Raw genomic sequence first — 23,601 nt, 5'->3', positions numbered from 1 at the left:
GAGCAGTCATGATTCAGGCACAGCGTGGTTCCACTCTCACTACTCTCGGCTGGCAGCAGGAGGGCGCTCTGCGGATGCTGCAGAACAACCTCGACCCGGAGGTTGCCGAGCATCCCGAAGATCTCGTCGTCTATGGCGGCACGGGCAAGGCTGCCCGCGACTGGCCCAGCTACCATGCAATCGTGCGTTCGCTCACGACGCTCAAGGGCGACGAGACGCTGCTCGTGCAGTCGGGCAAGCCCGTCGGTGTGATGCAGACGCACGAGTGGGCGCCCCGCGTGCTGCTCGCCAACTCCAATCTCGTGGGTGACTGGGCGAACTGGGATGAGTTCCGTCGGCTCGAGCAGTTGGGCCTCACAATGTACGGCCAAATGACGGCCGGATCGTGGATCTACATTGGTACGCAGGGCATACTGCAAGGCACCTACGAAACTTTCTCTGCGGTCGCGGCGAAACGATTCGGTGGCACTCTGGCGGGCACCATCACCCTCACGGCCGGCCTCGGAGGCATGGGCGGGGCTCAGCCCCTCGCCGTAACCATGAACGACGGTGTTGCGATCTGCATCGATGTTGATCAGAGCCGCATCACTCGGCGTATCGATCACGGTTACCTCGACGTCGAGGCGAAGTCGCTGGCGCACGCTGTCGAGCTCGCCGTTGCGGCTCGCGATGCGAAGAAGGCGTTGTCGATCGGCGTCCTTGCCAACGCGGCTGCAGCCGTGCCTGAGTTGCTGGCGATGGGCGCCCCGATCGATATCGTCACCGACCAGACCAGCGCACACGACCCCCTCGCGTACTTGCCGCTCGGCGTTGACTTCCGCGACTGGGAGAGCGCCCGTAGCCACCCCGACTTCGCCCAGCGCGCTCGCGAGTCAATGGCGATCCACGTCGAAGCGATGGTGGGCTTCCAGCGCCAGGGTGCCGAGGTCTTCGACTACGGCAACAACATCCGCACCGAGGCACGCGCAGCAGGATACGCGGATGCGTTTGCGTTTCCGGGGTTCGTGCCGGCCTACATCCGTCCGTTGTTCGCGGAGGGTAAGGGGCCGTTCCGGTGGGCCGCCCTCAGCGGCGAGGCCAGCGACATCCACAAGACAGACAAGGCGATTCTTGAGCTGTTCCCCGAGAACGAATCGCTCGCGCGCTGGATCAAGCTGGCAGGGGAGCGGGTGCACTTCCAAGGTCTGCCCGCCCGCATCTGCTGGCTCGGCTATGGCGAACGCGATAAGGCTGGTCTTAAGTTCAACGAGATGGTCGCCTCGGGGGAGTTGGCTGCCCCACTCGCGATCGGCCGCGATCACCTCGATAGCGGTTCGGTGGCATCTCCGTACCGCGAGACCGAGGCGATGAAAGATGGTTCGGATGCGATTGCCGACTGGCCCTTGCTCAACGCGATGGTCAACACCTCGTCGGGAGCAACGTGGGTGTCTATTCACCACGGCGGCGGTGTTGGCATTGGCCGGTCGATCCACGCCGGTCAGGTGACGGTCGCTGACGGAACCGAGCTGGCTGCCCAGAAGCTTGAGCGCGTTCTCACGAACGATCCCGGGATGGGAGTGATCCGTCACGTCGATGCTGGCTACGATGAAGCCATCGCGGTCGCTGATGATCTCGGCGTTCGCATCCCTATGAACGAGGCTCCACTCACGAAGGGCGACAATGCTGAGCGCTGATCCGCTGTGGCCGCGCGCGGGAGACTGGGCCGCACCGGTTGCTGATGAGTGGGCGGATGTCGCACTCATCGGCATGCCGACTTCGCGTACGTCGCTCTCTCCGACTCAAGCGCACACTACGCCTCAGGCGGTGCGGGAGGCTCTGCGGCGTTATGCCGCGCTGTCCGATCTGCGGATCGTCGACGCCGGCAATGTGCGCGAGCCTGACTTGAACGAAGCGGATGCGATCGAGGCGGTCGTTGAGCTGCGAGCCGAGCTTGTTATCGCGTTGGGTGGCGATAACGCCGCAACGGTACCCACCGCGCTCGGACGCTGGGGATCACAGATCGCCACTGCTGGCCTCATCACGCTCGATGCCCACTACGACCTACGCGACGGAACGAGTAATGGTTCGCCCGTCCGTCGACTTCTCGAGGCAGGCCTCGACGGCAACCGCGTGGTGCAGATCGGTATCGAGCCGCTGGCGAACTCGCTGGCCTACGCCGAGCGCGCCCGTGAGGCCGGAATCACCGTCATCACTCGCGACGAACTGCGCTCGCGGTCGATGGACGATGTCATGGCGCAGGCTCTGAAGATTGCGGGTGCCGCTGGTGGCCCCATCCACGTCGATCTCGATGTCGATGTCTGCGACCGCGCGGTTACTCCCGCTTGCCCCGCGTCAGTACCGGGTGGCATTGCGGCGATTGACCTGCGCGCTGCCGCACGGATTGCTGCCGCGCATCCGGCCGTCTGTTCGATTGACCTTGTTGAAGTGGATGCCGCCGCCGACGCCGCCGACGAACGCACAGTGCGCCTCGTGGCCCTCTGCGTTCTCGAAGCGATCTCCGGAGCGGCCCTGCGATGACGAATGCCGCAAACACGAACGCCGCAAATACGAGCACCGTGAACACGAGCACCGCGAATGCCAGCACTGTGATCACGAACATCGGGCTCCTCCTGACTCACGACAACGAGCAGCCAGAGATCGAGAATGCTGCCATTGTTTTCGACGGCGGCCGCGTGGCGTGGTGGGGCCCGACGGAGCAAGCCCCTGCTGCCGACGATCACGTGGATGCCGCTGGCCGCTGCGTGCTGCCAGGTTTTGTCGATAGCCACAGCCACCTTCTCTTCGCGGGCGACCGCTCGGAGGAGTTCGAAGCGCGCATGGCGGGTCGTCGCTATGAGGCGGGCGGCATCCGGCGCACCGTTGCGCTTTCGCGGGAGGCAACCGACGACGAACTGCTCGCCAACGCCACGGCGCTCGTGGCAGAGATGCGCCGCCAAGGAACGACCACGATCGAGATCAAGAGCGGCTACGGCCTCAGCGTTCACGATGAGGCGCGGATGCTGCGTCTTGCCTCTACGCTCACCGACGAGACAACCTTCCTCGGCGCCCACGTCGTGCCCGCCGAATACGCCGAGGATCGCGCCGCCTACGTCTCGCTCGTCAGGGGAGAGATGCTCGAAGCCTGCGCCCTGTTCTCGCGTTGGATCGATGTGTTCTGCGACCACGGTGCCTTTACCGAAGACGAAACGCGCGCCATCATCACTGCCGGCCAGGCCCGCGGCTTGGGTGCTCGTCTGCACGGAGCGCAATTGGGGGAGTCCGGTGCCGTGCAGCTCGCGGTCGAGCTCGACGCTGCGAGTGTCGACCACTGCACCTATCTCTCCGACGACGATGTCGACGCGCTCGCCGCCAGCACTACGAGCGTCGGCCTCTTGCCCGGCGTCGAGTTCTCGACCAAACATCCGTTCGTGGATGCCCGGCGCCTGCTCGACGCGGGCGTCGCCGTTGCGCTCGCGAGCGACTGCAATCCCGGCTCCAGCTTCACGTCATCCCTCCCGTTCTGCATCGCGCTGGCGGTGCGCGAGATGGGAATGACGTCCGCCGAAGCGGTGACGGCAGCGACCCTCGGGGGAGCGCGCTCGCTGCGGCGAGGTGATGTGGGTCATTTGCGGGTCGGCGCGCGAGCACATGCCCAGATTCTGGATGCTCCGCACTACCGTCATCTCGCGTACCGGCCAGGGGTTCCGCTGGTCTCCAGCGTCTTTCTGGATGGCGTTCATGAGCGTGTGCGGCCGCTGGGGCTGAGAGCCGGCTAAACCCCGTCATATCGGCACCCAGGAGTACTGAAATAGACTGATCTGGATGCCGTACTTTCGGCATCGAGAAGTAGCCTGAAAATCCGACACGCCCGGGTTGCAGCAAATGCCCGGATGTGACAGACTCTTCTAGTTCAACATTTCGCCGCCATGTGCGCGCGGATCACTCCCAGTCAGTGCATAGTTCCACAACGTGTGGGTCACGCAGAGCGTGAATCACACAGTGTGTAGCAGCTAGGCCGCGGGGAGAAGAACCAAGCTTAACCAACTCCCCAAATAATCACTCGAAAGAGTTATTGCTGCGGGAGACGCGTGTGCTGGCTCGCCAGCATGTGCTCCTCGCGGCCTCGCGGGTTGGTATCACAAGCAGTGACAGCAAGAACTTGACAGATAAATAGTGGTGCGAAAGCAGAAGTGCTGAGCGTCTTCGGGTGGCAACATTCGGCGTCGAACAGCCCAGGTGCACGCAGTGCCTCAACAGTACTAAGGGAAGAGAGCCAGTCATGGCGGGACAGAAGATCCGCATCCGACTCAAGTCGTACGACCACGAGGTCATCGACTCATCGGCACGCAAGATCGTTGACACGGTTACCCGCGCGGGTGCCACGGTAGTAGGCCCAGTGCCGCTGCCCACTGAGAAGAACGTGGTTGCGGTTATCCGCTCACCTCACAAGTACAAGGACAGCCGCGAGCACTTCGAAAAGCGCACCCACAAGCGGCTCATCGACATCATCGACCCGACGCCCAAGGCTGTGGATTCGCTTATGCGTCTCGACCTGCCGGCCGACGTCAACATCGAGATCAAGCTTTAGCTCGCGCAGTTATTGAGCGACTGAGCCGATAAGGAAAATAATGTCTACAACTAAGACGACCAAGGGTCTGCTGGGCAAGAAGCTCGGCATGACGCAGGTTTGGGACGAGAACAACAAGCTCGTTCCCGTGACCGTTGTCGAAATCACCCCGAATGTTGTTACGCAGCTGCGTAGCCCCGAGGTTGATGGATACAGCGCTGTCCAGATCGCGTACGGCCAGATTGACCCTCGTAAGGTCAACAAGCCGCTTACCGGTCACTTCGACAAGGCAGGTGTAACGCCTCGCCGTCACCTCACCGAGATTCGCACCCCCGACGCCGCGGAGTACACCGTTGGCCAGGAGCTGGCAGTCGACATCTTCACCCCCGGCTCGAAGGTCGACGTCGTCGGCACGAGCAAGGGTAAGGGTTTCGCCGGTGTTATGAAGCGTCACAACTTCAAGGGTGTATCTGCAAGCCACGGTGCACACCGTAACCACCGCAAGCCTGGTTCCATTGGTGCCTCGTCGACCCCCAGCCGTGTCTTCAAGGGCATGCGCATGGCCGGTCGTATGGGTGGTGACCGTGTAACGGTCATGAACCTCGCCGTCCACTCGATCGACCTCGAGAAGGGACTCGTGCTCATCAAGGGCGCTGTTCCCGGTGCTCGCGGCCGTATCGTCTTCGTCCGCAACGCAGTGAAGGGGGCGTAGTACACATGGCTACCTCCATCGACGTCATCGACGCCAAGGGTAAGAAGGTTGACTCTGTCGAACTTCCCGCCGAGATCTTCGACGTGCAGACCAACGTTCCCCTCATCCACCAGGTTGTAGTTGCACAGCGTGCAGCTGCACGTCAGGGTACGCACAACACCCTGCGCCGCGGTGAAGTTTCGGGTGCTGGTCGCAAGCCGTTCAAGCAGAAGGGAACCGGTCGCGCTCGTCAGGGCTCGATCCGTGCTCCTCAGATGAAGGGTGGTGGCATCGTTCACGGTCCACACCCGCGTGACTACTCACAGCGCACCCCCAAGAAGATGATTGCTGCTGCACTGCGCGGCACGTTGTCCGACCGGGCTCGCGGCGAGCGTATTCACGTCATCGACGCTCTGGCCGTTGACAACAAGCCTTCGACGAAGACTGTCTCCGCGTTGCTCACGAGCATCGCACCAAGCAAGAACGTTCTCGTCGTGCTTCAGCGCGAAGATGCGAACAGCTTGAAGAGCATTCGCAACCTCGACGGCGTTCACGTTCTGTCATACGACCAGCTCAACGCCTACGACGTCGTCGTCAGCGACGACATCGTGTTCAGCAAGGGCGCCTTCGACGCGTTCGTTGCCTTCAACACCAAGTCTTCGAACAAGGAAGAGGTCAGCGCATGACCGTCACGTACAAGGACCCACGCGACATCATCATCGCTCCCGTGGTTTCCGAGAAGAGCTACAACCTGATCGACATGGGAAAGTACACCTTCGAGGTTGACCCCCGTGCGAACAAGACCGAGATCAAGCTCGCTATTGAGAAGATCTTCAGCGTCAAGGTCGACTCGGTCAACACGTTGAACCGCACGGGCAAGACCCGTCGCACTCGTTTCGGTATGGGTAAGCGCAAGGACACCAAGCGCGCCATCGTCACGCTCAAGTCCGGTTCTATCGACATCTTCACCGCTGTCGGTTAAGGACCAAGGAGAAACTAATGGCTATTCGCAAGTACAAGCCCACGACGCCTGGTCGCCGTGGTTCCTCGGTTGCAGACTTTGCTGAGATCACCCGCTCGACGCCAGAGAAGTCGCTTCTGCGCCCTCTGCCCAAGACTGGTGGCCGCAACAACGCAGGTCGCATCACGAGCCGTCACGTTGGTGGTGGCCACAAGCGCCAGTACCGCGTAATCGATTTCAAGCGCAGCGACAAAGACGGCGTAAACGCCCGCGTTGCCGAGATCGAGTACGACCCCAACCGCACCGCACGTATCGCTCTCCTTCACTTCGTTGATGGAACCAAGCGCTACATCGTTGCTCCCAACAAGCTCAAGCAGGGCGACATTGTTGAGTCGGGTGCCGGCGCTGACATCAAGCCCGGTAACAACCTCCCGATGAAGAACATCCCCGTCGGTACGGTTATCCACATGATTGAGCTTCGCCCCGGTGGCGGCGCCAAGATGGCCCGTTCCGCTGGAGCTTCGGTTCGACTCGTTGCCAAGGAAGGCCCTTACGCCCAGCTGCGTTTGCCCTCCGGAGAAATCCGCAACGTTGACGTTCGTTGCCGTGCAACGATCGGCGAGGTCGGCAACGCCGAGCAGTCGAACATCAACTGGGGTAAGGCCGGCCGTATGCGCTGGAAGGGCGTTCGCCCGACCGTCCGTGGTGTTGCCATGAACCCTGTCGACCACCCTCACGGTGGTGGAGAAGGTAAGACGTCCGGTGGACGTCACCCCGTTTCCCCTTGGGGCCAGGCAGAAGGCCGCACTCGTAAGCGCAAACTGCCCAGTGACCAGCTCATCGTTCGCCGCCGCAATGTCGGCAAGAAGCGCAAGTAGTAGGAGAGTCAGAAGATGCCACGCAGTCTGAAGAAGGGCCCCTTCGTCGACGACCACCTCCTACAAAAGGTTGTCAAGGCGAATGAGGCCAAGAGCAAGAACGTAATCAAGACCTGGTCGCGCCGCTCAATGATCGTTCCAGCAATGCTGGGTCACACGATCGCGGTGCACGATGGTCGCAAGCACATTCCGGTGTTCATCACCGAAACCATGGTTGGGCACAAGCTCGGCGAGTTCTCGCCCACCCGTACCTTCCGTGGACACGTGAAGGATGACAAGAAGGGTCGCCGCCGCTAACGCGGTGGTGTAGGAGGTAGAGAAATGGTGGAGTCGATCGCACGCGTGCGTCACATCCGCGTGACCCCCATGAAGGCTCGTCGCGTCATCAACATGATCCGCGGCAAGCAAGCACAGGAAGCACTGGCAATTTTGAAGTTCGCACCTCAGGGCGCGAGCGAGCCGGTCTACAAGTTGGTTGCATCTGCAATCGCCAATGCGCGAGTCAAGGCAGACGCTTCGAACACGTTCCTGGACGAACAGGATCTGATCATCTCGAAGGCTTATGTCGACGACGGTGCAACGCTCAAGCGTTTCCAGCCGCGTGCCCAGGGCCGCGCGTTCCAGATCCTGAAGCGCACAAGCCACATCACGGTCGTGCTGGCCACGCCAGACCACGTCGTTGAAGCCGAGGCCGACAAGGCAGGGAAGAAGTAATGGGACAGAAGGTAAACCCCTACGGTTTCCGTCTGGGAATCACCACCGACCACGTGTCGCGTTGGTTCTCTGACAGCACCAAGCCGGGTCAGCGTTACAGCGACTACGTTGCAGAGGATGTAAAAATCCGCAACCTGCTCAAGTCGAACCTCGACCGTGCAGGCGTTGCCCGCATTGAGATCGAGCGCACCCGTGACCGCGTTCGCGTAGACATTCACACTGCCCGTCCGGGTATCGTGATTGGTCGCCGCGGCGCCGAAGCAGAGCGCATTCGTGGAGAGCTCGAAAAGCTCTCCGGCAAGCAGATTCAGCTCAACATCCTCGAGGTCAAGAACCCCGAGGCTGAAGCTCAGCTCGTTGCTCAGGGAATCGCAGAGCAGCTCGCTGCTCGTGTCGCTTTCCGTCGTGCAATGCGTAAGGGCCTTCAGGGTGCTCAGCGCGCCGGCGCCAAGGGTGTTCGCATCCAGGTTTCGGGTCGTTTGGGTGGCGCAGAAATGAGCCGCTCGGAGTACTACCGTGAGGGTCGCGTTCCGCTGCACACGCTGCGCGCAAACATCGACTACGGCTTCTACGAGGCCAAGACCACGTTCGGTCGTATCGGTGTCAAGGTGTGGGTCTACAAGGGCGACATCACCAACAAGGAGCTCGCTCGCGAGCAGGCTAACCAGAAGTCGTCGCGCCCTGAGCGTCGCGATGGTGGAGACCGTGGCCGCCGCACCGGCGGTGGACCGTCGTCCGCACCGAAATCTGACGCACCCAAGGCTGAAGCCCCCAAGGCAGAAGCTAAGGCTGCAGCAGGAGTTGAGGCATAACAATGTTGATTCCCCGTAAGGTCAAGTACCGCAAGCAGCACCACCCCTCCCGTAGCGGCCACGCTACCGGTGGAACCACGGTGTCGTTTGGCGAGTACGGTATTCAGGCTCTGACGCCCGCATACGTTACGAACCGCCAGATTGAGGCAGCTCGTATCGCCATGACGCGTCACATCAAGCGTGGCGGAAAGGTGTGGATCAACATCTACCCCGACCGTCCGCTCACCAAAAAGCCCGCCGAAACCCGCATGGGTTCCGGTAAGGGTTCGCCCGAGTGGTGGGTCGCCAACGTCAAGCCAGGTCGCGTGCTCTTCGAGCTCAGCGGTGTGGACGAGACGACTGCGCGCGAAGCACTCACTCGTGCTATTCACAAGCTGCCCCTCAAGGCACGCATCATCAAGCGCGAGGAGGGCGACGCATAATGGCGATCGGATCCAAGGAGCTAGCCCCTGTCGAGCTAGACACTTTTGAAGACGAACGACTCGTTGACGAGCTGAAGAAGGCGAAGGAAGAACTCTTCAACCTTCGTTTCCAGGCCGCAACCGGTCAACTGGAAAGCCACGGACGTATTCGCGCTGTCAAGCGCGACATCGCTCGCATCTACACGGTTATCCGTGAGCGCGAGCTGGGCATCCGTGCAACCCCTGCTGCTGTCGAGGCTCCTGCAAAGGAAACCAAGAAGCGCAGCACCAAGAAGGCAGACGCAGCGGCAGAGCCCGCAGCTGACGCCACTGACGAGACGAAGGAGGCGTAGTCATGGCCAAGGTTGAAGACAAGAAGACCGCGGAGACCGCCGAGGTCGCTCGTGGGTACCGCAAGACCCGCCGTGGTTTGGTAACGAGCGACAAGATGGATAAGACCATCGTTGTCATCGTTGAAGACCGCGTGAAGCACCCGTTGTACGGCAAGGTTGTTCGCCGTAACTCCAAGGTGAAGGTTCACGACGAGGCCAACACGGCCGGCGTCGGTGACTCCGTTCTAATCAGCGAGACCCGTCCGCTCAGCGCCACGAAGCGCTGGCGTCTGGTCGAGATCCTCGAAAAGGCTAAGTAATGCTTCAGCAGGAATCCCGAGTAAAGGTTGCCGATAACACCGGCGCCAAGGAGCTCCTCACGATTCGCGTTCTCGGTGGCTCAGGCCGTCGTTACGCAGGTCTCGGCGATGTCATTGTGGCAACCGTCAAAGACGCGATTCCTGGCGGAAACGTCAAGAAGGGTGAGGTCGTCAAGGCCGTCATCGTTCGCGTAATCAAGCAGACTCGTCGTCCAGACGGCTCATACATCAAGTTCGATGAGAACGCGGCTGTAATCCTCAAGTCCGATGGCGGAGACCCCCGTGGTACCCGTATCTTCGGACCGGTCGGCCGCGAGCTTCGTGACAAGAAGTTCATGAAGATCATCTCGCTCGCACCGGAGGTGCTGTAGTTATGGCAAAGATTCGCAAGGGTGACCTCGTACAGGTCATCAGCGGCCCGACCCAGGAGCGTGGCGGAAGCCGCGGCAAGCAGGGTCGCGTCATCAGTGTTATCGCTGGAAAAGACCGCGTTGTCGTGGAGGGTGTCAACTTCGTCACCAAGCACGTCAAGGTTGGCCAGACTCAGCGTGGAACCAAGACCGGTGGCATCGAGACGATGGAGGCACCGATTCACGTGTCCAACCTCGCTCTCGTTGACCCCGAGACCAAGCTCCCGGCTCGTGTTGGCTTCACCGTCACCACCGATGACCGTGGCAAGACCACGCGCGAGCGCTTCTTCAAGAAGTCGCGCCGCGTAGAGACCAAGAAGTCGGCGGCCGCTAAGGCTGAGCCGAAGGCTTCGAAGAAGGATGCCGAGAAGGCAACCGAGAAGGACGCAGACTAATGACGACGACTGCACCTGCTGCTGGCAAAATCCAGCCGCGCCTCAAGCAGAAGTACCGCACTGAACTCGCGGAACAGCTCAAGAAGGACCTCGGTCTCTCCAACGTCAACCAGATTCCCGGCATCGTCAAGGTCGTCGTGAACACTGGTGTTGGAGAAGCTGCTCGCGACGGAAAGATCATCGATGGGGCCGTCAAGGACCTCACCGCGATCACCGGTCAGAAGCCCTACGTAACGAGCGCTCGCAAGTCGATCGCTCAGTTCAAGCTCCGTGAAGGACAGCCCATTGGCGCACACGTCACCCTCCGTGGTGACCGCGCTTGGGAGTTCCTTGACCGCTTGATCACGTTGGCGCTTCCTCGTATCCGCGACTTCCGCGGCCTCTCGGACAAGCAGTTCGACGGCAACGGTAACTACACCTTCGGCCTCACGGAACAGTCCATGTTCCACGAGATCGATCAGGACAAGATTGACCGCGTTCGTGGTTTTGACATCACGATTGTTACGACCGGTAAGAACAACGAAGAAGGTCGCGCACTGCTCAAGGCACTGGGCTTCCCCTTCCGTTCCGCTGAGAACGCATCTAACTAACCAAGTAACACCGATCGACCAGGTCGGCCTTCGTGTAACGGATGCCGAAACCAGTTGAGACAGGAAACACATAATGACAATGACAGATCCGGTCGCTGACATGCTGACCAGACTGCGCAACGCCAACTCGGCGCACCACGACAGCGTTTCAATGCCTTCGAGCAAGCTGAAGTCGCGCCTGGCAGAAATGCTCAAGGCTGAGGGATACATCCTCGGCTGGAGCAACGAAGACGCTCGTGTGGGTCAGACCCTCACGATCGAACTTAAGTACGGACCCGCCCGCGAGCGTTCCATCAAGGGAATCAAGCGTGTTTCGAAGCCTGGTCTTCGTGTATACGCTCGCTCGACCGAAATCCCAAAGGTTCTTGGCGGACTCGGTGTGGCGATTTTGTCCACCTCCTCTGGTCTGCTGACCGACAAAGAGGCGACTCAGAAGGGCGTAGGTGGGGAAGTCCTCGCCTACGTGTGGTAACCAAAAATGTCACGTATCGGAAGACTTCCTATTGATGTCCCCGCTGGTGTCACCATCACCATCAACGGCCAAGACGTCACCGTAAAGGGCCCGAAGGGTGAGCTCGCGCTCACCGTCAAGGCTCCCATCGCTGTAGCACTCGAAGAGGGTCAGGTTCTCGTAACCCGTCCCGACGACGAGCGCGAATCGCGTTCGCTTCACGGCTTGACTCGTACGCTCATCGCTAACCAAATTGTCGGTGTTACCGACGGTTACACCAAGGGCCTTGAGGTCGTTGGTACCGGTTACCGTGTCACTGCAAAGGGCAGCTCAGTTGAGTTTGCTCTCGGGTACTCGCACTCGATCACCGTTGACCCGCCCGCAGGCATTAGCTTCGCGGTCGAGGGAAACAACAAACTAGTTGTCAGCGGCATCGACAAGCAGGCGGTTGGCGAAGTAGCAGCCAACATTCGTAAATTGCGCAAGCCAGAGCCCTACAAGGGCAAGGGTGTGCGCTACGCCGGCGAAGTTGTTCGTCGCAAGGCCGGAAAGAGTGGTAAGTAGACATGGCTCTCGGAACCAGAGGTAAGAGCAAGTCGGCCGCTAAGGGCCGTCGTCACGCACGTCTCCGCAAGAAGGTTGTGGGCACCGAGGTGCGCCCCCGTCTCGTGGTTACGCGCTCAGCGCGTCACGTATTTGTCCAGGTTGTCGATGACTCGAAGGGCGTAACCGTCGCTTCAGCATCGACCATGGAGTCGGACATGCGTACGTTCGATGGAGACAAGACCGCAAAGGCACGCAAGATCGGCGAAATGGTTGCCGAACGCGCGAAGCAGGCCGGTGTTGAGGCCGTCGTATTTGATCGTGGTGGAAGCCGTTACGCAGGTCGCGTCGCAGCTATCGCCGACGGAGCGCGAGAGGGTGGATTGAACCTGTGAGCGACAACGTGGACAACAAGACAACAAACAAGGAGCAGGCCGTGGCCGCTGAGGCGACTAGCGCCATCTCCGTCCCTGAGGTCGTCGTAGACGCCCCAGCAACCGACGTTACGAGCGAGCCCCGCGAGGCTCGTCGTGGCGGCCGTGAGCGTGGACCAGACCGTGGTGGACGTGGCGGAAACAACAGCCGCGACAACGACAAGAACCAGTTCCTGGAGCGCGTCGTCACCATTAACCGTGTATCGAAGGTAGTCAAGGGTGGTCGTCGCTTTAGCTTCACCGCTCTCGTCGTCGTCGGTGACGGTAACGGCATGGTCGGTGTTGGATACGGCAAGGCTCGCGAAGTTCCTCTCGCGATCTCCAAGGGTGTCGAAGAGGCGAAGAAGAACTTCTTCCGCGTTCCTCGCGTCGGCGCTACGATCCCTCACTCGGTTCAGGGCGAGGCAGCTGCTGGTGTAGTCCTGCTGCGTCCCGCATCCGCTGGTACCGGTGTTATCGCTGGTGGCCCCGTTCGCGCCGTACTCGAGTGCGCCGGTATCCACGATGTACTGAGCAAGTCGCTCGGTTCCTCGAACACGATCAACATCGTTCACGCGACGGTTGAAGCACTCAAGCAGCTCGAAGAGCCGCGCGCGGTTGCTGCTCGTCGTGGTCTCGATGCAGAACACGTAATCCCGGCTCGCTTGCTGCGCGCTGAGGCTGAAGCTAAGGCAGGTGTCTGATGGCTGGTCGCCTGAAGGTAACCCAGATCAAGTCCAAAATTAGTGAGAAGCAAAACCAACGCGACACGCTGCGCAGCCTCGGGCTCAAGCGCATCGGCTCCGTGGTTGTGCGCGAGGACAACTCGCAGAACCGTGGGTACGTCAACACGGTCGCTCACCTTGTCAAGGTCGAGGAGATTGACTAATGGCTGACGAGAAAGAAACTCCAAAGAAGGCTGCAGCCCCCAAGGCTGCTGCCGCTAAGGCACCTGCTGCCAAGAAGGCTGCGCCTGCAAAGGCCGCTGCTGACAAGGCTCCCGCTGCGAAGGCATCCACCACGAAGGCTCCTGCGAAGTCGACTGCTGCTAAGGCGTCTGCTGCAAAGAAGTCCTCGAGCGACGATGTTGCAAGCCGCCCGCAGGTTCTGAAAATGCACCACCTCCGTCCCGCTGCCGGTGCCAAGAAGGACCGTATGCGTGTTGGTCGTGGTGAGGGATCCAAGGGTAAGACTGCGGGTCGTGGAACCAAGGGAACCAAGGCGCGTTACAACATGCGTCTCGGCTTCGAAGGTGGAAACATCAACTTCGTAATGCGTGCACCTAAGTTGCGCGGATTCAAGAACCCGTTCCGTGTTGAGTACCAGGTTGTAAACCTTGAGAAGCTCGCGGAACTTTACCCCAAGGGTGGCGACGTAACCGTCGCAGATCTCGTGTCGAAGGGCGCCGTTCGCAAGAACGAAAAGGTCAAGGTTCTTGGTCAGGGTGATATTACGGTTAAGCTGAACGTTGTAGTTGACAAGGTCTCCGGCTCTGCCGAGCAGAAGATCGTTGCAGCCGGCGGTTCGGTTCAGTAACTGTCACTACGACAAACGTTAGTGTCGCGTACGTCACACCGGTGACATACGCAGGCAGGTTGAGTGGGGAATCCCGCAAGGGGTTCCCCACTCGCCCGTAGTACATAGATAAATCGGAGGCCTTGTGTTTAAAGCTGTCGCGCGGATTGTCCGCACGCCTGACCTTCGCAGGAAGATCGGGTTCACGCTAGGCATCATTGCGCTGTTTAGACTTGGCTCCTTCATCCCCGCGCCGTTCGTTGACTTCGGCAACGTTCAGGCCTGTCTCGCAGCTAACGCTTCGAGTGGCGGGCTGTATGACCTCATCAACCTCTTCAGTGGTGGGGCGCTCCTTCAACTTTCCGTATTTGCGCTCGGAATCATGCCATACATCACGGCATCGATCATCGTGCAACTACTTCGCGTGGTCATTCCGCACTTCGAAACACTTCACAAAGAGGGCCAGTCCGGCCAGGCAACGCTGACTCAGTACACGCGTTACCTCACCATCGCTCTCGCGATCCTCCAGTCCACGACTCTGATTACGGTTGCCCGAAGCGGTGCACTGTTCCAGTCGGCTGGTGTTGCTGAATGTAGCCAACTCATCACCAACGATGCGTGGTACGCAATCCTGCTGATGGTCATCACAATGACCGCCGGTACCGGCCTCATCATGTGGATGGGTGAGCTTGTTACGGAGCGCGGCATCGGTAACGGAATGTCGTTGCTGATCTTCACCTCGATCGCCGCGACTTTCCCCAGCGCACTCTGGGGCATCTACCTCAGCAACGGTGTAGAGACGTTTGTTCTCGTGCTCATCATGGGTGTTCTCATCATGGGAGCCGTCGTGTTCGTGGAGCAATCCCAACGACGCATCCCCGTTCAGTACGCCAAGCGCATGGTGGGTCGCCGAACCTATGGCGGCAACAACACGTACATCCCCATCAAGGTCAACATGGCCGGTGTGATCCCCGTGATCTTCGCTTCGTCGCTGTTGTACCTCCCCGCTTTGATCGCGCAGTTCAACCAGCCACAAGCTGGCGAGACTTCCGCAGCATGGGTCGTCTGGGTCCAGAACAACCTGGTCTCTGGCGATAGCCCGATCTACATGATCGGTTACTTCCTGCTCATCGTCGGTTTCACTTACTTCTACGTGGCAATCACGTTCAACCCTGAAGAAGTAGCCGACAACATGAAGAAGTACGGTGGCTTCATTCCGGGTATCCGCGCTGGTCGACCGACCGCCGAGTACCTTGACTACGTATTGACTCGTGTTACCTTGCCCGGCTCGTTGTATCTCGGCCTTGTGGCAATGATCCCGCTGATCGCGTTTGTGGTCATCGGGGCCAACCAAAATTTCCCATTCGGTGGAGCTAGCATCCTGATTATCGTTGGCGTCGGTCTTGAGACCGTCAAGCAAATCGATTCGCAGCTGCAGCAACGCCACTACGAAGGTTTGTTGCGTTGACACGACTTCTCTTGATTGGTCCTCCTGGTGCTGGAAAAGGCACCCAGGCCGCTCGTCTCGCCGAGATTTATGGCGTTCCGGCTATCTCTACCGGTGACATTTTCCGCAGCAATGTGAAGAATGGCACCGAGCTGGGCACCAAGGCGAAAGCATTTATGGATGCTGGCGACAACGTTCCTGATTCCCTCACGAACGCGCTCATCCGCGACCGCCTCGAAGAAGACGACGCCAAGAACGGCTTTCTTCTCGACGGCTACCCCCGCACGACCGACCAGGTGCGCGAACTCGACGAGTTTCTCGCGAGCCACGGCTCAGCGCTCGATGTAGTCGTCGAGCTGGAAGCCGACACTGAAGTTGTCGTCGGTCGTTTGCGGAAGCGTGCACTCGAGCAGGGTCGCAGCGACGACACTGAAGAGGTTGTTCGTCATCGCCTCGAGGTTTACAGCGAGCAGACCGCTCCGCTGATCAAGACCTACGCGGGTCGCGATGTACTCGTAACGATCGACGCTCTTGGTGAAGTGGACGCTGTCACGGCTCGAATCACCGAAGCACTCTTCGATCGCGGAATCTCCGCGACGGACGCTGGTTCACGCTAGTTCTCGTTCTTGAGTAGTCCCCGTTGCCTCTAGGCAGCGGGGATTTCTTGTTGTGGGCTCTTGTTGCCGGAGCCGGAGCCGGAGCCGGAGCCGGAGCCGCAGCCGGTACTGGAGCTTGGGCCCGTGTCTGGCGAATTCAGCTAGTTAGTCTTCGATGCCGCGAACGAGTTCGTCGATGAAAGTCGGGAAGTCCACGGCCTTCTTGACGAGCTGTTGCACGTAGTCGCGATCTGAGAAGACGGTGACGAACTGGTCGAACACCGTTTGGAATGTGTTGCGGCCTGCAGCGCTGAACGCGATGAGTGCGATCACATTGACGCGGTTCTCGCCCCAGGGCATCGGCGTCTCGTTGATCACAATGCTGATTGCGGTGCGGTGGGCGTTCATCGTCATGGCATGGGGGACCGCGAGTGTGTCAGTGAAGGCGGTGGATGACATGCGCTCGCGCTCGATCGCGCCAGTAATGTACCCGTGGTCGATCACGCCGGCTTCGATCATCCGGTGTCCGAGTGCGGCGATCATCGCCTCTTCACTAGGGGCGCTGAAATTGCGCAAGAAGAGGGCCGGGTCGAAGAATCGAAGCAGCTCGTCGGTGAGTTGACGGCGCCGGCGCAGACGACGCACGCGACCGATGGCACGGCGGATGGCATCCACATCAGTTTCGGTAAGGAAAGGTTGGATGAGCACCACGTTGTCGGCAAAGGATCGCAGGTCGATTGTCGTGAGTACGAGGTCTGTAGAGAGCTCGGCCAGATCGACATCGGTTCGTGTGATGACAATGCGCAAGTGAAGTTCGTCGCCGAGCACCGCTTCGATGCGTTCGCGCAGGATGACGTGGAGGTCGTGATAGTTGGGGCACACGAGAGCAGCGGTGAGCCGTACTTCTTGCTTTGCCTGACGCTCGAGGTGCGAGCCAACGTGGAGCGCAATATAGGAGATCTCGTCATCGTGAATGATGATGCCCTCATCCCGCTGCACTTCGGCAGCGATGAAGACCGCGAGCTCATAGATCATGGGGTAGGTGGTCTTGATCGACCTCGTCATGGGGTTCCGAGAGTACGAGAGGTCTTGAGCGCGCAGAATGAGATTGCGCACGTGCAATGACAATCTCATGATGAAGTCGTCGTCGTCGAGGTCAATGAGGTACTCCTCGCCGACGTGCTGCACAGTGCGGCGCACGCGAGTAATGAGGTCCTCAAGATCTACGTCGGCCGGCGAACTGGACCCGGCAGAGCGAGTGATAACTCGCGTGGTGAGCAGCAACTCGATCTCGTTGAGGTCATCCTGCCGCAGGTTCGCACCGAAGTGAGTTGTGATGAGCGCAGCAAGATCTTTCGAGAACGCTGCAGACGCCGACGGGGTCTCATCGGAGCTGATCGACGGTTCGTCAGCACCCGCGGAATTCGATGGTCCGGTGCGGTCCGCTGCGATTGCGACGTGCAGGAGCACGTGATTGATTCCGTACTCGTTGACGAAGTACCCGTGTGAATCAAGTAGGTCGAGTAACGCGGTCTTGAACGAGCGAAGGTCGGAAGATTCGAACTCGCTTTGAATGCTCTCGAGTTCAAGGAATCCCTGAGACTCTTCGTGGCGAAACATTTTGCTGAGCAGGCGGCGCAGGTTTGGCTCGGTTCCGGAAAGGATCACGAGTGGTCCGCGTCGCGAAAGCGTAAGGCCTGACTCTTCAACCACGGACTTGACCTTGCGGAGGTCTGCCTCGATCGTGGACTCGCTGACAAAGAAACTCTCGGCGAGAGCGTGGATGTCGTTGCCCTCAGGCACATCTCCCAGTCGTCGAACGAGATGGTACTGCCGGTCACGCGGGCGCTCGGACTCGCGGTTGTTCGCTCCTTTGAGGAACTCGGCGTAGTTGTCGCGATTAAGGCGGTAACCCGAGGTGGAGGACTCGATCACTTCGAGGGGGAGGGCCGACGACTTCACTGCCGTGACGTAACTGCGCACGCTGCGGGTGGTGACACCGAGCTTGTCTGCGAGCTCGGCAGCGGTCACCCATGCCTCGGACTGGGCTAGGCGTTCTATGAGTCGCGCGTGGTTATCGAGCATGAGATAACCATTCTTGCGTATGAACCTTTCCGCAGGGGCGGAATCTTCTCTACTGGAACTCGAAGGCACTTCCCAGCGACCATAGACACTGAAGGAAGTTCGATTGATTTTCGCGAGGAGGCGATCAGGTGTCTAGTGTGCTGGTTCTATGCGGTGCAGGTGCCTCGAGCACCTTCTTGGCACACGCTCTGCGCCGCCAGGCAACTGTTCGTGGGCTCCCACACACCTTTACCCCGGCGAGTGTTGCCGCACTCAGCATGCCTCTCACTTCTGTGGATGTCGTGCTTGTGAGCTCTCACGTCTCAGACTTCTTTGACCAGGCCGAAACAGCGGCTGCAGTAATTGGCGCCCGCGCGGTACAGCTTCCGGTGATCAATTTCGACGCCGCTGGGGCAGACATTGCTCTCGACCTTCTCAATGCCCTCCCTCAGGCAACAACAGAAAGCAGCAACAATGGCTGAACAAACTATTCGAGTGGCGTCATCGCACGGCCTTCATGCTCGTCCCGCGTCACTCTTCACTCAGGCGGCAGCCGCTTCTGGTCTCGACGTCACGATTGCTAAGGGTGACAAGTCCGTCAATGCGTCGAGCATCCTCAGCGTTATTTCACTGGGCGTCAGCCACGGCGACGAGGTGACGATCTCCGCAGAAGGAGACGGCGCCGACGCTGTAATCGCCGAACTGACCGAAATTCTCAGTACCGATCACGACGAAAACTAGTCGAGATCGCTCGCTTCCCTCGCAGTATCCCAACATCACAGATATCGGAGTAAAACAATGACAACGTCGTCTACGACCGCCAAATCAGGCGGTGCGCGCGTAGGGGTCCAGAAATTTGGAACCTTCGTCAGTGGAATGGTGATGCCGAATATTGCGGCATTCATCGCCTGGGGCTTTATTACCGCCCTCTTCATCCAGACCGGTTGGTTGCCGCTGCTCGGCATCGACCCGGTGTGGGTACAGCAGCTCGGTGGCTGGAGCCTTGATCCTGAGGTAACGAACACGGGCCTCGTTGGTCCGATGATCGTATACCTGCTCCCGTTGCTCATCGCTAACACCGGTGGCCGCATGGTCTACGGAACTCGCGGTGGAGTTATTGGAACCATCGCGACGATGGGTGTCATCATCGGCGCCGGAATCCCGATGTTTCTCGGTGCCATGATCGTAGGTCCCGGTGCTGCATGGGTCGTGAAGAAGATTGACGCTCTCTGGGCGGGCAAGATTCGGGCCGGTTTCGAGATGCTCGTCGACAACTTCTCCGGCGGAATCGTCGGAATGTTGCTCGCCGTTGCCTCGTTCTTCCTCATCGCTCCGATCGTTACCGCGATCAGCAATGGCCTCGAATCGGTTATCGCGTTCCTCGTTGACAACGGCCTGCTTCCGCTCGCCAGCGTTTTCGTTGAGCCGGGCAAGATCCTCTTCCTCAACAACGCCATCAACCACGGTGTCTTCACGCCGCTGGGTACGGCCGAGTCGCTCGAAAAGGGCCAGTCGATCCTCTTCCTCATCGAAGCAAACCCTGGCCCCGGCCTCGGCATCCTGCTCGCCTTCTTGGTATTCGGTGTTGGCCTGCTGCGCGCAAGCGCTCCCGGCGCCATCCTGATTCACTTCGTCGGTGGTATTCACGAGATCTACTTCCCCTACGTATTGGCTAAGCCGCTTCTCGTTGTCGCTGCAATCGCTGGTGGAGCAACTGGTGTTCTCACGAACGTCATCTTCCAGTCAGGTCTGCGCGCTCCGGCATCGCCCGGATCGATCATCGCGGTCCTCGCCCAGACCCCTCCCGGAAGCATCGTCGGCGTATTGCTGTCGGTAGTGTTCTCGGCTGCTGTGTCGTTCGCTGTCGCTGCGGTCATCATCCGCGCCGGCCGTAAGCGTGACCTTGAGGCAATGGCTAACGGCGACGACGCTCTTGCTGCTGCTGTTGCTAAGAACGCCGCTAACAAGGGCAAGGACAGCTCGGTAGGCGACCTGCTCGGAACCGGTGCTGCTGCAACCGGAGCCGCTGCTGCAACCTCAACCGCGACCAAGATCCAGAACGTCGTGTTTGCTTGCGACGCTGGTATGGGGTCGAGCGCGATGGGCGCAACCGTTCTGCGCAATAAGTTCGCGAAAGCTGGCATCGAAGGTGTCAACGTCACGAATAAGGCGATCGCTAACCTGGATGGTTCAGAAGACCTGATCATCACCCAGGACAAGCTCACCGAACGCGCTGAGCAGAAAGTTCCCGGCGCAATTCATGTTTCGGTTGATAACTTCATGAACAGTCCGAAATACGATGAAGTCGTAAACATGGTTGGCAAGTAACAGGAGACATCATGAACAAGGTACTCGAGCTAGACCAAATCAAGGCCGCTGGCACCGCCCGCACCAAAGAGGATGCCATCGCTGAGGCAGCGGAAATCCTTGTGGCTGCTGGTGCAGTAACGCCCGAGTACCTTGGCTTCATGAAGGCCCGCGAAGAGTTGACGTCAACCTTCATGGGTAACTTTCTGGCCATTCCGCACGGCACGAACGAGGGCAAGAACACGATCCTGTCGTCTGCGCTCTCGTTCGTGCGGTACGCGGATCCCATCGATTGGGATGGCAACGAGGTTCGCTTCGTTGTCGGCATCGCAGGCAAAGACGGTGGCCACATGGACACTCTCGCTGCAGTCGCCACAATCTTTAGCGATAACGACGAAGTGCAGAAGCTGGTCGACGCCTCGAGCGATGACGAGCTGCTCGCCCTTCTGTCTGAATTGAACAACGCATGAAAGCCGTACACTTCGGCGCCGGCAACATCGGCCGCGGTTTCGTCGGCCTGATTCTGCACAAAGCTGGGTACGAGATCGTCTTCGCGGATGTCGCGGCAGAGCTCATCGATACCTTGGCCGCTGCCGATAACTACAAGGTTCACGAAGTCGGGGCCGAGCCCCGCACGTGGACGGTAGATAACTTCCGCGCTCTCAACAGCGCGACCAACGAAGCCGGCGTGATCGATGAGATCGCGACCGCCGACATGGTGACGACGGCCGTCGGCCCGAACATCCTCAAGTTTGTTGCACCGCTGATTGCTCAGGCGATCAAGAAGCGCTCAGACGAACTGCCCCCGCTTCAGGTGCTCGCGTGCGAAAACGCGCTCTACGCCACCAACAATCTTCGCGCCGAAGTTGCTGTCGCGGTCGATGCTGAAACGCTCGCCGCTAAGGCCATCTTCGCGAACACCGCTGTCGACCGCATTGTGCCGGCCCAAGACCCCGCTGCAGGACTCGACGTCACCGTCGAGGACTTCTTCGAGTGGGCCATTGAGAGCGGTCCGTTCGGAGACAGCGTTCCCGAGATCGCTGACGTCCACTTCGTCTCAGATCTTGAGCCTTACATCGAGCGCAAGCTCTTCACCGTTAACACTGGCCACGCAACGCTGGCCTATCACGGCCGCGCCCAGGGCGCAGAGACGCTCGCAGCCGCGATGGACATCGATGCTGTCGCGTCTGAGGTCGCCGCGGTGCTTGCTGAGACCAGCGCGATGTTGATTGCTAAGCACGGATTCGATGCCAGCGAGCACGCCGAGTACGTCGCTACCTGCACGCGTCGCTTCAGCAACCCCCACCTGCCAGATACTCCTGAGCGCGTAGGGCGCAGCCCGTTGCGCAAGCTCTCGCGCAATGAACGCTTTGTGAGCCCGGCTAGTGAGCTTGCGGCATCCGGAACCACCCCCAGCGCGCTTCTGCGTGCCATGGGCGCAGCGTTGCACTTTGCGGTGCCGGAAGACCCTGAGAGTGTGCGGATGCTCGAGCTGTTGTCATCACTGTCGGCAGCCGAATTCGTCACCGAGGTTATGGGACTTCGCGAGGGCGACGCGCTCTACGCTGACGCAGTCGACACTGTCAGCGCGCAATCTTAGACCCAACTTGGCGAAACGCCCGGGATTAGCGTAGGCTTGCTCTTTGGTGTTTCAGGCCGATTTTTTCGCGCCTTGGCTTTTCCCAAAGTCACTCACCACAATCCACGCAGACCAGCGAACAACACTTATAGCGACGAAGAGGCTATGGCCAAAAAAGACGGTGTCATTGAGATCGAAGGAGCAGTTGTCGAGGCTCTCCCCAACGCGATGTTTCGTGTTGAGTTGACGAACGGCCACGTTGTGCTCGCGCACATCTCCGGCAAAATGCGACAGAACTACATTCGAATCCTTCCGGAGGACCGTGTAGTTGTAGAGCTGAGCCCGTATGACCTGACTCGCGGCCGTATCACCTACCGCTACAAGTAAAGCGCGCTGGAAAGTAACGTCCACGCTGCCCTTGCGGGCTAGTGGAACGACGACAGCGATTCACAAGGAAAAATAATGAAGGTTAACCCCAGCGTTAAGCCCATCTGCGACCACTGCCGCGTAATTCGCCGCAACGGTCGCGTCATGGTTATCTGCAAGTCGAACCCGCGTCACAAGCAACGCCAGGGCTAAGGTTCCGCGAGCAGATCGCATGGTTGCGCGCGTGCGGCGAGTAATCGCCACACACCGCAGCACACAACTCAATACACAGAACTAGCAACACCAGATCTGACGCCTGCGAAAGTGGGTATAGGGGACACCATCGGTTGGAGGCCGGTGCACAGGTGCTGCTACAGACCTCCACTCATCAACAGGAGAAGCCACTATGGCACGTCTAGCCGGCGTCGACATCCCACGCGACAAGCGTGTAGAGGTCGCACTGACTTACATTTACGGTGTTGGCCGCACGAGAGCTCTCAAAGCTCTCGCCGACACCCAGATCAGCGGAGAGATCCGCGTTCAGGATCTCACCGATGACCAGCTCATCGCGCTGCGCGACTACATCGAAGGAAACTTCCAGGTAGAAGGTGACCTCCGTCGTGAGGTTGCAGCAGACATCCGCCGCAAGGTTGAAATCGGCAGCTACCAGGGTATCCGTCACCGCAAGGGACTGCCCGTTCATGGACAGCGCACGAAGACCAACGCTCGTACCCGCAAGGGCCCGAAGCGCACCGTAGCCGGCAAGAAGAAGGCCCGATAGACCCTGGGTTCAACCCCAGCGTCGTCGCCATCAACGTTTTAGGAGAAAACAATGGCAGCACCAAAATCGGCCGCTCGTAAGCCGCGTCGTAAAGAGAAGAAGAATGTTGCTGTGGGCCAGGCTCACATCAAGTCAACGTTCAACAACACCATCGTCACCATCACCGACCCGACCGGCGCAGTACTGAGCTGGTCCTCGTCAGGCGTTGTCGGCTTCAAGGGATCGCGTAAGTCGACCCCTTACGCCGCACAGATGTCTGCTGAGTCGGCTGCACGCCAGGCTCAAGAGCACGGCGTCAAGAAGGTAGACGTTTTCGTCAAGGGACCGGGTTCAGGTCGCGAAACCGCGATCCGTTCGCTGCAGGCCGCTGGCCTCGAAGTGGGTTCGATCAACGACGTAACACCGCAGACGCACAACGGTTGCCGTCCGCCCAAGCGTCGTCGCGTTTAGTTTCACGCCGTACTAACGAGGCAACTCGCTAGTGCTGGC

The 23,601-nt window shown here is 59.7% G+C and carries 34 protein-coding genes and 1 pseudogene; 34 read left to right on the top strand and 1 reads right to left on the bottom strand.

What is annotated here, in order from left to right:
- The first annotated feature begins 8 nt into the window (after positions 1-8).
- From hutU to ACWTV1_RS05490, 25 genes and pseudogenes are all read left to right on the top strand, one after another.
- Positions 9-1,673 (top strand): urocanate hydratase, encoded by a 1,665-nt coding sequence (hutU, locus tag ACWTV1_RS05610; protein ID WP_498504429.1) that lies wholly within the window; start codon positions 9-11, stop codon positions 1,671-1,673.
- The gene (locus ACWTV1_RS05605; protein ID WP_498504428.1) at positions 1,660-2,517 is read left to right on the top strand and encodes an arginase family protein; all 858 of its coding nucleotides are present in this window, start codon (positions 1,660-1,662) and stop codon (positions 2,515-2,517) included. Before hutU ends, ACWTV1_RS05605 begins: the two co-directional genes overlap by 14 nt.
- Positions 2,514-3,755 carry an imidazolonepropionase gene (hutI, locus tag ACWTV1_RS05600; protein WP_498504427.1) on the top strand — a complete coding sequence of 414 codons (1,242 nt, stop codon included), beginning with the start codon at positions 2,514-2,516 and terminating at the stop codon, positions 3,753-3,755. The genes ACWTV1_RS05605 and hutI overlap by 4 nt, the downstream gene beginning before the upstream one ends.
- 503 nt (positions 3,756-4,258) lie before the next feature.
- The gene (gene rpsJ / locus ACWTV1_RS05595) at positions 4,259-4,567 is read left to right on the top strand and encodes a 30S ribosomal protein S10 (RefSeq protein WP_100388190.1); all 309 of its coding nucleotides are present in this window, start codon (positions 4,259-4,261) and stop codon (positions 4,565-4,567) included.
- 40 nt (positions 4,568-4,607) lie between these two features.
- A complete protein-coding gene (rplC, locus tag ACWTV1_RS05590) occupies positions 4,608-5,258 on the top strand; it encodes a 50S ribosomal protein L3 (RefSeq protein WP_100388191.1) in 651 nt (216 codons plus the stop codon).
- Between the two features lie 5 nt (positions 5,259-5,263).
- Entirely contained in the window at positions 5,264-5,923 is a 660-nt protein-coding gene (gene rplD / locus ACWTV1_RS05585) for a 50S ribosomal protein L4 (protein ID WP_498504426.1), read from the top strand.
- Positions 5,920-6,219 (top strand): 50S ribosomal protein L23, encoded by a 300-nt coding sequence (gene rplW / locus ACWTV1_RS05580; protein ID WP_010203832.1) that lies wholly within the window; start codon positions 5,920-5,922, stop codon positions 6,217-6,219. The genes rplD and rplW overlap by 4 nt, the downstream gene beginning before the upstream one ends.
- Positions 6,220-6,236: 17 nt before the next feature.
- Entirely contained in the window at positions 6,237-7,076 is an 840-nt protein-coding gene (gene rplB, locus ACWTV1_RS05575; protein ID WP_100388193.1) for a 50S ribosomal protein L2, read from the top strand.
- A gap of 15 nt (positions 7,077-7,091) precedes the next feature.
- On the top strand, positions 7,092-7,373 hold the full coding sequence (rpsS, locus tag ACWTV1_RS05570; RefSeq protein ID WP_009773127.1) for a 30S ribosomal protein S19: 282 nt from the start codon (positions 7,092-7,094) through the stop codon (positions 7,371-7,373).
- A 24-nt stretch (positions 7,374-7,397) separates the two neighbouring features.
- Positions 7,398-7,790 (top strand): 50S ribosomal protein L22, encoded by a 393-nt coding sequence (gene rplV / locus ACWTV1_RS05565; RefSeq protein ID WP_100388194.1) that lies wholly within the window; start codon positions 7,398-7,400, stop codon positions 7,788-7,790.
- Positions 7,790-8,602, top strand: a complete 813-nt coding sequence (rpsC, locus tag ACWTV1_RS05560; protein ID WP_100388195.1) for a 30S ribosomal protein S3 — start codon at positions 7,790-7,792, stop codon at positions 8,600-8,602. The genes rplV and rpsC overlap by 1 nt, the downstream gene beginning before the upstream one ends.
- 2 nt (positions 8,603-8,604) lie before the next feature.
- Positions 8,605-9,024 (top strand): 50S ribosomal protein L16, encoded by a 420-nt coding sequence (gene rplP / locus ACWTV1_RS05555; protein WP_009773124.1) that lies wholly within the window; start codon positions 8,605-8,607, stop codon positions 9,022-9,024.
- Positions 9,024-9,356 carry a 50S ribosomal protein L29 gene (rpmC, locus tag ACWTV1_RS05550; protein ID WP_100388196.1) on the top strand — a complete coding sequence of 111 codons (333 nt, stop codon included), beginning with the start codon at positions 9,024-9,026 and terminating at the stop codon, positions 9,354-9,356. The genes rplP and rpmC overlap by 1 nt, the downstream gene beginning before the upstream one ends.
- A 2-nt stretch (positions 9,357-9,358) precedes the next feature.
- Positions 9,359-9,655 carry a 30S ribosomal protein S17 gene (rpsQ, locus tag ACWTV1_RS05545; RefSeq protein WP_100388197.1) on the top strand — a complete coding sequence of 99 codons (297 nt, stop codon included), beginning with the start codon at positions 9,359-9,361 and terminating at the stop codon, positions 9,653-9,655.
- Positions 9,655-10,026 carry a 50S ribosomal protein L14 gene (rplN, locus tag ACWTV1_RS05540; protein WP_100388198.1) on the top strand — a complete coding sequence of 124 codons (372 nt, stop codon included), beginning with the start codon at positions 9,655-9,657 and terminating at the stop codon, positions 10,024-10,026. Before rpsQ ends, rplN begins: the two co-directional genes overlap by 1 nt.
- A gap of 2 nt (positions 10,027-10,028) precedes the next feature.
- Positions 10,029-10,364 (top strand): annotated as a pseudogene (rplX, locus tag ACWTV1_RS05535) (50S ribosomal protein L24); the annotation flags it as partial.
- Positions 10,365-10,459: 95 nt separating this feature from the next.
- Entirely contained in the window at positions 10,460-11,050 is a 591-nt protein-coding gene (rplE, locus tag ACWTV1_RS05530; RefSeq protein WP_100388200.1) for a 50S ribosomal protein L5, read from the top strand.
- A 73-nt stretch (positions 11,051-11,123) separates the two neighbouring features.
- On the top strand, positions 11,124-11,522 hold the full coding sequence (gene rpsH / locus ACWTV1_RS05525; protein WP_100388201.1) for a 30S ribosomal protein S8: 399 nt from the start codon (positions 11,124-11,126) through the stop codon (positions 11,520-11,522).
- A 6-nt stretch (positions 11,523-11,528) separates the two neighbouring features.
- Complete coding sequence (gene rplF / locus ACWTV1_RS05520; RefSeq protein WP_100388202.1) at positions 11,529-12,065, top strand: 50S ribosomal protein L6; 537 nt, start codon at positions 11,529-11,531, stop codon at positions 12,063-12,065.
- A 2-nt stretch (positions 12,066-12,067) separates the two neighbouring features.
- Positions 12,068-12,439 carry a 50S ribosomal protein L18 gene (rplR, locus tag ACWTV1_RS05515; protein WP_100388203.1) on the top strand — a complete coding sequence of 124 codons (372 nt, stop codon included), beginning with the start codon at positions 12,068-12,070 and terminating at the stop codon, positions 12,437-12,439.
- Positions 12,436-13,161, top strand: coding sequence for a 30S ribosomal protein S5 (gene rpsE / locus ACWTV1_RS05510; protein ID WP_100388204.1), 726 nt, complete (start codon positions 12,436-12,438; stop codon positions 13,159-13,161). Before rplR ends, rpsE begins: the two co-directional genes overlap by 4 nt.
- Complete coding sequence (rpmD, locus tag ACWTV1_RS05505; RefSeq protein WP_009773114.1) at positions 13,161-13,346, top strand: 50S ribosomal protein L30; 186 nt, start codon at positions 13,161-13,163, stop codon at positions 13,344-13,346. Before rpsE ends, rpmD begins: the two co-directional genes overlap by 1 nt.
- The gene (gene rplO / locus ACWTV1_RS05500; RefSeq protein WP_100388205.1) at positions 13,346-13,993 is read left to right on the top strand and encodes a 50S ribosomal protein L15; all 648 of its coding nucleotides are present in this window, start codon (positions 13,346-13,348) and stop codon (positions 13,991-13,993) included. Before rpmD ends, rplO begins: the two co-directional genes overlap by 1 nt.
- Before the next feature lie 124 nt (positions 13,994-14,117).
- Positions 14,118-15,440, top strand: coding sequence for a preprotein translocase subunit SecY (secY, locus tag ACWTV1_RS05495; RefSeq protein ID WP_100388206.1), 1,323 nt, complete (start codon positions 14,118-14,120; stop codon positions 15,438-15,440).
- Positions 15,437-16,036, top strand: a complete 600-nt coding sequence (locus ACWTV1_RS05490) for an adenylate kinase (RefSeq protein WP_100388207.1) — start codon at positions 15,437-15,439, stop codon at positions 16,034-16,036. The genes secY and ACWTV1_RS05490 overlap by 4 nt, the downstream gene beginning before the upstream one ends.
- 144 nt (positions 16,037-16,180) lie before the next feature.
- Here ACWTV1_RS05490 and ACWTV1_RS05485 read toward each other — a convergent pair whose 3' ends face one another.
- Positions 16,181-18,100, bottom strand: coding sequence for a BglG family transcription antiterminator (locus tag ACWTV1_RS05485; protein ID WP_498504425.1), 1,920 nt, complete (start codon positions 18,098-18,100; stop codon positions 16,181-16,183).
- A gap of 128 nt (positions 18,101-18,228) precedes the next feature.
- Here ACWTV1_RS05485 and ACWTV1_RS05480 point away from each other — a divergent pair, with 128 nt between their 5' ends.
- From ACWTV1_RS05480 to rpsK, 9 genes are all read left to right on the top strand, one after another.
- On the top strand, positions 18,229-18,561 hold the full coding sequence (locus ACWTV1_RS05480; RefSeq protein WP_498504424.1) for a PTS sugar transporter subunit IIB: 333 nt from the start codon (positions 18,229-18,231) through the stop codon (positions 18,559-18,561).
- On the top strand, positions 18,554-18,820 hold the full coding sequence (locus ACWTV1_RS05475) for an HPr family phosphocarrier protein (protein WP_100388210.1): 267 nt from the start codon (positions 18,554-18,556) through the stop codon (positions 18,818-18,820). Before ACWTV1_RS05480 ends, ACWTV1_RS05475 begins: the two co-directional genes overlap by 8 nt.
- A gap of 57 nt (positions 18,821-18,877) precedes the next feature.
- A complete protein-coding gene (locus ACWTV1_RS05470) occupies positions 18,878-20,407 on the top strand; it encodes a PTS mannitol transporter subunit IIBC (protein ID WP_498504423.1) in 1,530 nt (509 codons plus the stop codon).
- An 11-nt stretch (positions 20,408-20,418) separates the two neighbouring features.
- Positions 20,419-20,856: a PTS mannitol transporter subunit IIA gene (locus ACWTV1_RS05465; RefSeq protein WP_498504422.1), complete on the top strand. Its 438-nt coding sequence runs from the start codon at positions 20,419-20,421 to the stop codon at positions 20,854-20,856.
- The gene (locus ACWTV1_RS05460; protein WP_498504421.1) at positions 20,853-21,986 is read left to right on the top strand and encodes a mannitol-1-phosphate 5-dehydrogenase; all 1,134 of its coding nucleotides are present in this window, start codon (positions 20,853-20,855) and stop codon (positions 21,984-21,986) included. Before ACWTV1_RS05465 ends, ACWTV1_RS05460 begins: the two co-directional genes overlap by 4 nt.
- Before the next feature lie 144 nt (positions 21,987-22,130).
- Entirely contained in the window at positions 22,131-22,352 is a 222-nt protein-coding gene (gene infA, locus ACWTV1_RS05455) for a translation initiation factor IF-1 (RefSeq protein ID WP_010203795.1), read from the top strand.
- Positions 22,353-22,427: 75 nt separating this feature from the next.
- On the top strand, positions 22,428-22,544 hold the full coding sequence (gene rpmJ, locus ACWTV1_RS05450; protein WP_129072182.1) for a 50S ribosomal protein L36: 117 nt from the start codon (positions 22,428-22,430) through the stop codon (positions 22,542-22,544).
- Between the two features lie 193 nt (positions 22,545-22,737).
- Positions 22,738-23,112 carry a 30S ribosomal protein S13 gene (gene rpsM / locus ACWTV1_RS05445; RefSeq protein WP_100388215.1) on the top strand — a complete coding sequence of 125 codons (375 nt, stop codon included), beginning with the start codon at positions 22,738-22,740 and terminating at the stop codon, positions 23,110-23,112.
- Between the two features lie 51 nt (positions 23,113-23,163).
- Positions 23,164-23,562, top strand: a complete 399-nt coding sequence (gene rpsK / locus ACWTV1_RS05440; RefSeq protein ID WP_100388216.1) for a 30S ribosomal protein S11 — start codon at positions 23,164-23,166, stop codon at positions 23,560-23,562.
- The last annotated feature ends 39 nt before the right edge of the window (positions 23,563-23,601 follow it).

This window comes from Salinibacterium sp. VpJ6 (assembly GCF_059767345.1).
Note: the sequence above shows the minus strand (reverse complement) of the source record. Positions and strands in the feature narration are given on the sequence as shown.

What these genes read in the sequence shown, in the direction of transcription:
- hutU (WP_498504429.1), top strand. Translation starts at nt 9, where the DNA reads ATGATTCAGGCACAGCGTGGTTCCACTCTCACTACTCTCGGCTGGCAG.
- ACWTV1_RS05605 (WP_498504428.1), top strand. Translation starts at nt 1,660, where the DNA reads ATGCTGAGCGCTGATCCGCTGTGGCCGCGCGCGGGAGACTGGGCCGCA.
- hutI (WP_498504427.1), top strand. Translation starts at nt 2,514, where the DNA reads ATGACGAATGCCGCAAACACGAACGCCGCAAATACGAGCACCGTGAAC.
- rpsJ (WP_100388190.1), top strand. Translation starts at nt 4,259, where the DNA reads ATGGCGGGACAGAAGATCCGCATCCGACTCAAGTCGTACGACCACGAG.
- rplC (WP_100388191.1), top strand. Translation starts at nt 4,608, where the DNA reads ATGTCTACAACTAAGACGACCAAGGGTCTGCTGGGCAAGAAGCTCGGC.
- rplD (WP_498504426.1), top strand. Translation starts at nt 5,264, where the DNA reads ATGGCTACCTCCATCGACGTCATCGACGCCAAGGGTAAGAAGGTTGAC.
- rplW (WP_010203832.1), top strand. Translation starts at nt 5,920, where the DNA reads ATGACCGTCACGTACAAGGACCCACGCGACATCATCATCGCTCCCGTG.
- rplB (WP_100388193.1), top strand. Translation starts at nt 6,237, where the DNA reads ATGGCTATTCGCAAGTACAAGCCCACGACGCCTGGTCGCCGTGGTTCC.
- rpsS (WP_009773127.1), top strand. Translation starts at nt 7,092, where the DNA reads ATGCCACGCAGTCTGAAGAAGGGCCCCTTCGTCGACGACCACCTCCTA.
- rplV (WP_100388194.1), top strand. Translation starts at nt 7,398, where the DNA reads ATGGTGGAGTCGATCGCACGCGTGCGTCACATCCGCGTGACCCCCATG.
- rpsC (WP_100388195.1), top strand. Translation starts at nt 7,790, where the DNA reads ATGGGACAGAAGGTAAACCCCTACGGTTTCCGTCTGGGAATCACCACC.
- rplP (WP_009773124.1), top strand. Translation starts at nt 8,605, where the DNA reads ATGTTGATTCCCCGTAAGGTCAAGTACCGCAAGCAGCACCACCCCTCC.
- rpmC (WP_100388196.1), top strand. Translation starts at nt 9,024, where the DNA reads ATGGCGATCGGATCCAAGGAGCTAGCCCCTGTCGAGCTAGACACTTTT.
- rpsQ (WP_100388197.1), top strand. Translation starts at nt 9,359, where the DNA reads ATGGCCAAGGTTGAAGACAAGAAGACCGCGGAGACCGCCGAGGTCGCT.
- rplN (WP_100388198.1), top strand. Translation starts at nt 9,655, where the DNA reads ATGCTTCAGCAGGAATCCCGAGTAAAGGTTGCCGATAACACCGGCGCC.
- rplE (WP_100388200.1), top strand. Translation starts at nt 10,460, where the DNA reads ATGACGACGACTGCACCTGCTGCTGGCAAAATCCAGCCGCGCCTCAAG.
- rpsH (WP_100388201.1), top strand. Translation starts at nt 11,124, where the DNA reads ATGACAATGACAGATCCGGTCGCTGACATGCTGACCAGACTGCGCAAC.
- rplF (WP_100388202.1), top strand. Translation starts at nt 11,529, where the DNA reads ATGTCACGTATCGGAAGACTTCCTATTGATGTCCCCGCTGGTGTCACC.
- rplR (WP_100388203.1), top strand. Translation starts at nt 12,068, where the DNA reads ATGGCTCTCGGAACCAGAGGTAAGAGCAAGTCGGCCGCTAAGGGCCGT.
- rpmD (WP_009773114.1), top strand. Translation starts at nt 13,161, where the DNA reads ATGGCTGGTCGCCTGAAGGTAACCCAGATCAAGTCCAAAATTAGTGAG.
- rplO (WP_100388205.1), top strand. Translation starts at nt 13,346, where the DNA reads ATGGCTGACGAGAAAGAAACTCCAAAGAAGGCTGCAGCCCCCAAGGCT.
- ACWTV1_RS05485 (WP_498504425.1), bottom strand. Translation starts at nt 18,100, where the DNA reads ATGCTCGATAACCACGCGCGACTCATAGAACGCCTAGCCCAGTCCGAG.
- ACWTV1_RS05475 (WP_100388210.1), top strand. Translation starts at nt 18,554, where the DNA reads ATGGCTGAACAAACTATTCGAGTGGCGTCATCGCACGGCCTTCATGCT.
- ACWTV1_RS05470 (WP_498504423.1), top strand. Translation starts at nt 18,878, where the DNA reads ATGACAACGTCGTCTACGACCGCCAAATCAGGCGGTGCGCGCGTAGGG.
- ACWTV1_RS05465 (WP_498504422.1), top strand. Translation starts at nt 20,419, where the DNA reads ATGAACAAGGTACTCGAGCTAGACCAAATCAAGGCCGCTGGCACCGCC.
- ACWTV1_RS05460 (WP_498504421.1), top strand. Translation starts at nt 20,853, where the DNA reads ATGAAAGCCGTACACTTCGGCGCCGGCAACATCGGCCGCGGTTTCGTC.
- infA (WP_010203795.1), top strand. Translation starts at nt 22,131, where the DNA reads ATGGCCAAAAAAGACGGTGTCATTGAGATCGAAGGAGCAGTTGTCGAG.
- rpmJ (WP_129072182.1), top strand. Translation starts at nt 22,428, where the DNA reads ATGAAGGTTAACCCCAGCGTTAAGCCCATCTGCGACCACTGCCGCGTA.
- rpsM (WP_100388215.1), top strand. Translation starts at nt 22,738, where the DNA reads ATGGCACGTCTAGCCGGCGTCGACATCCCACGCGACAAGCGTGTAGAG.
- rpsK (WP_100388216.1), top strand. Translation starts at nt 23,164, where the DNA reads ATGGCAGCACCAAAATCGGCCGCTCGTAAGCCGCGTCGTAAAGAGAAG.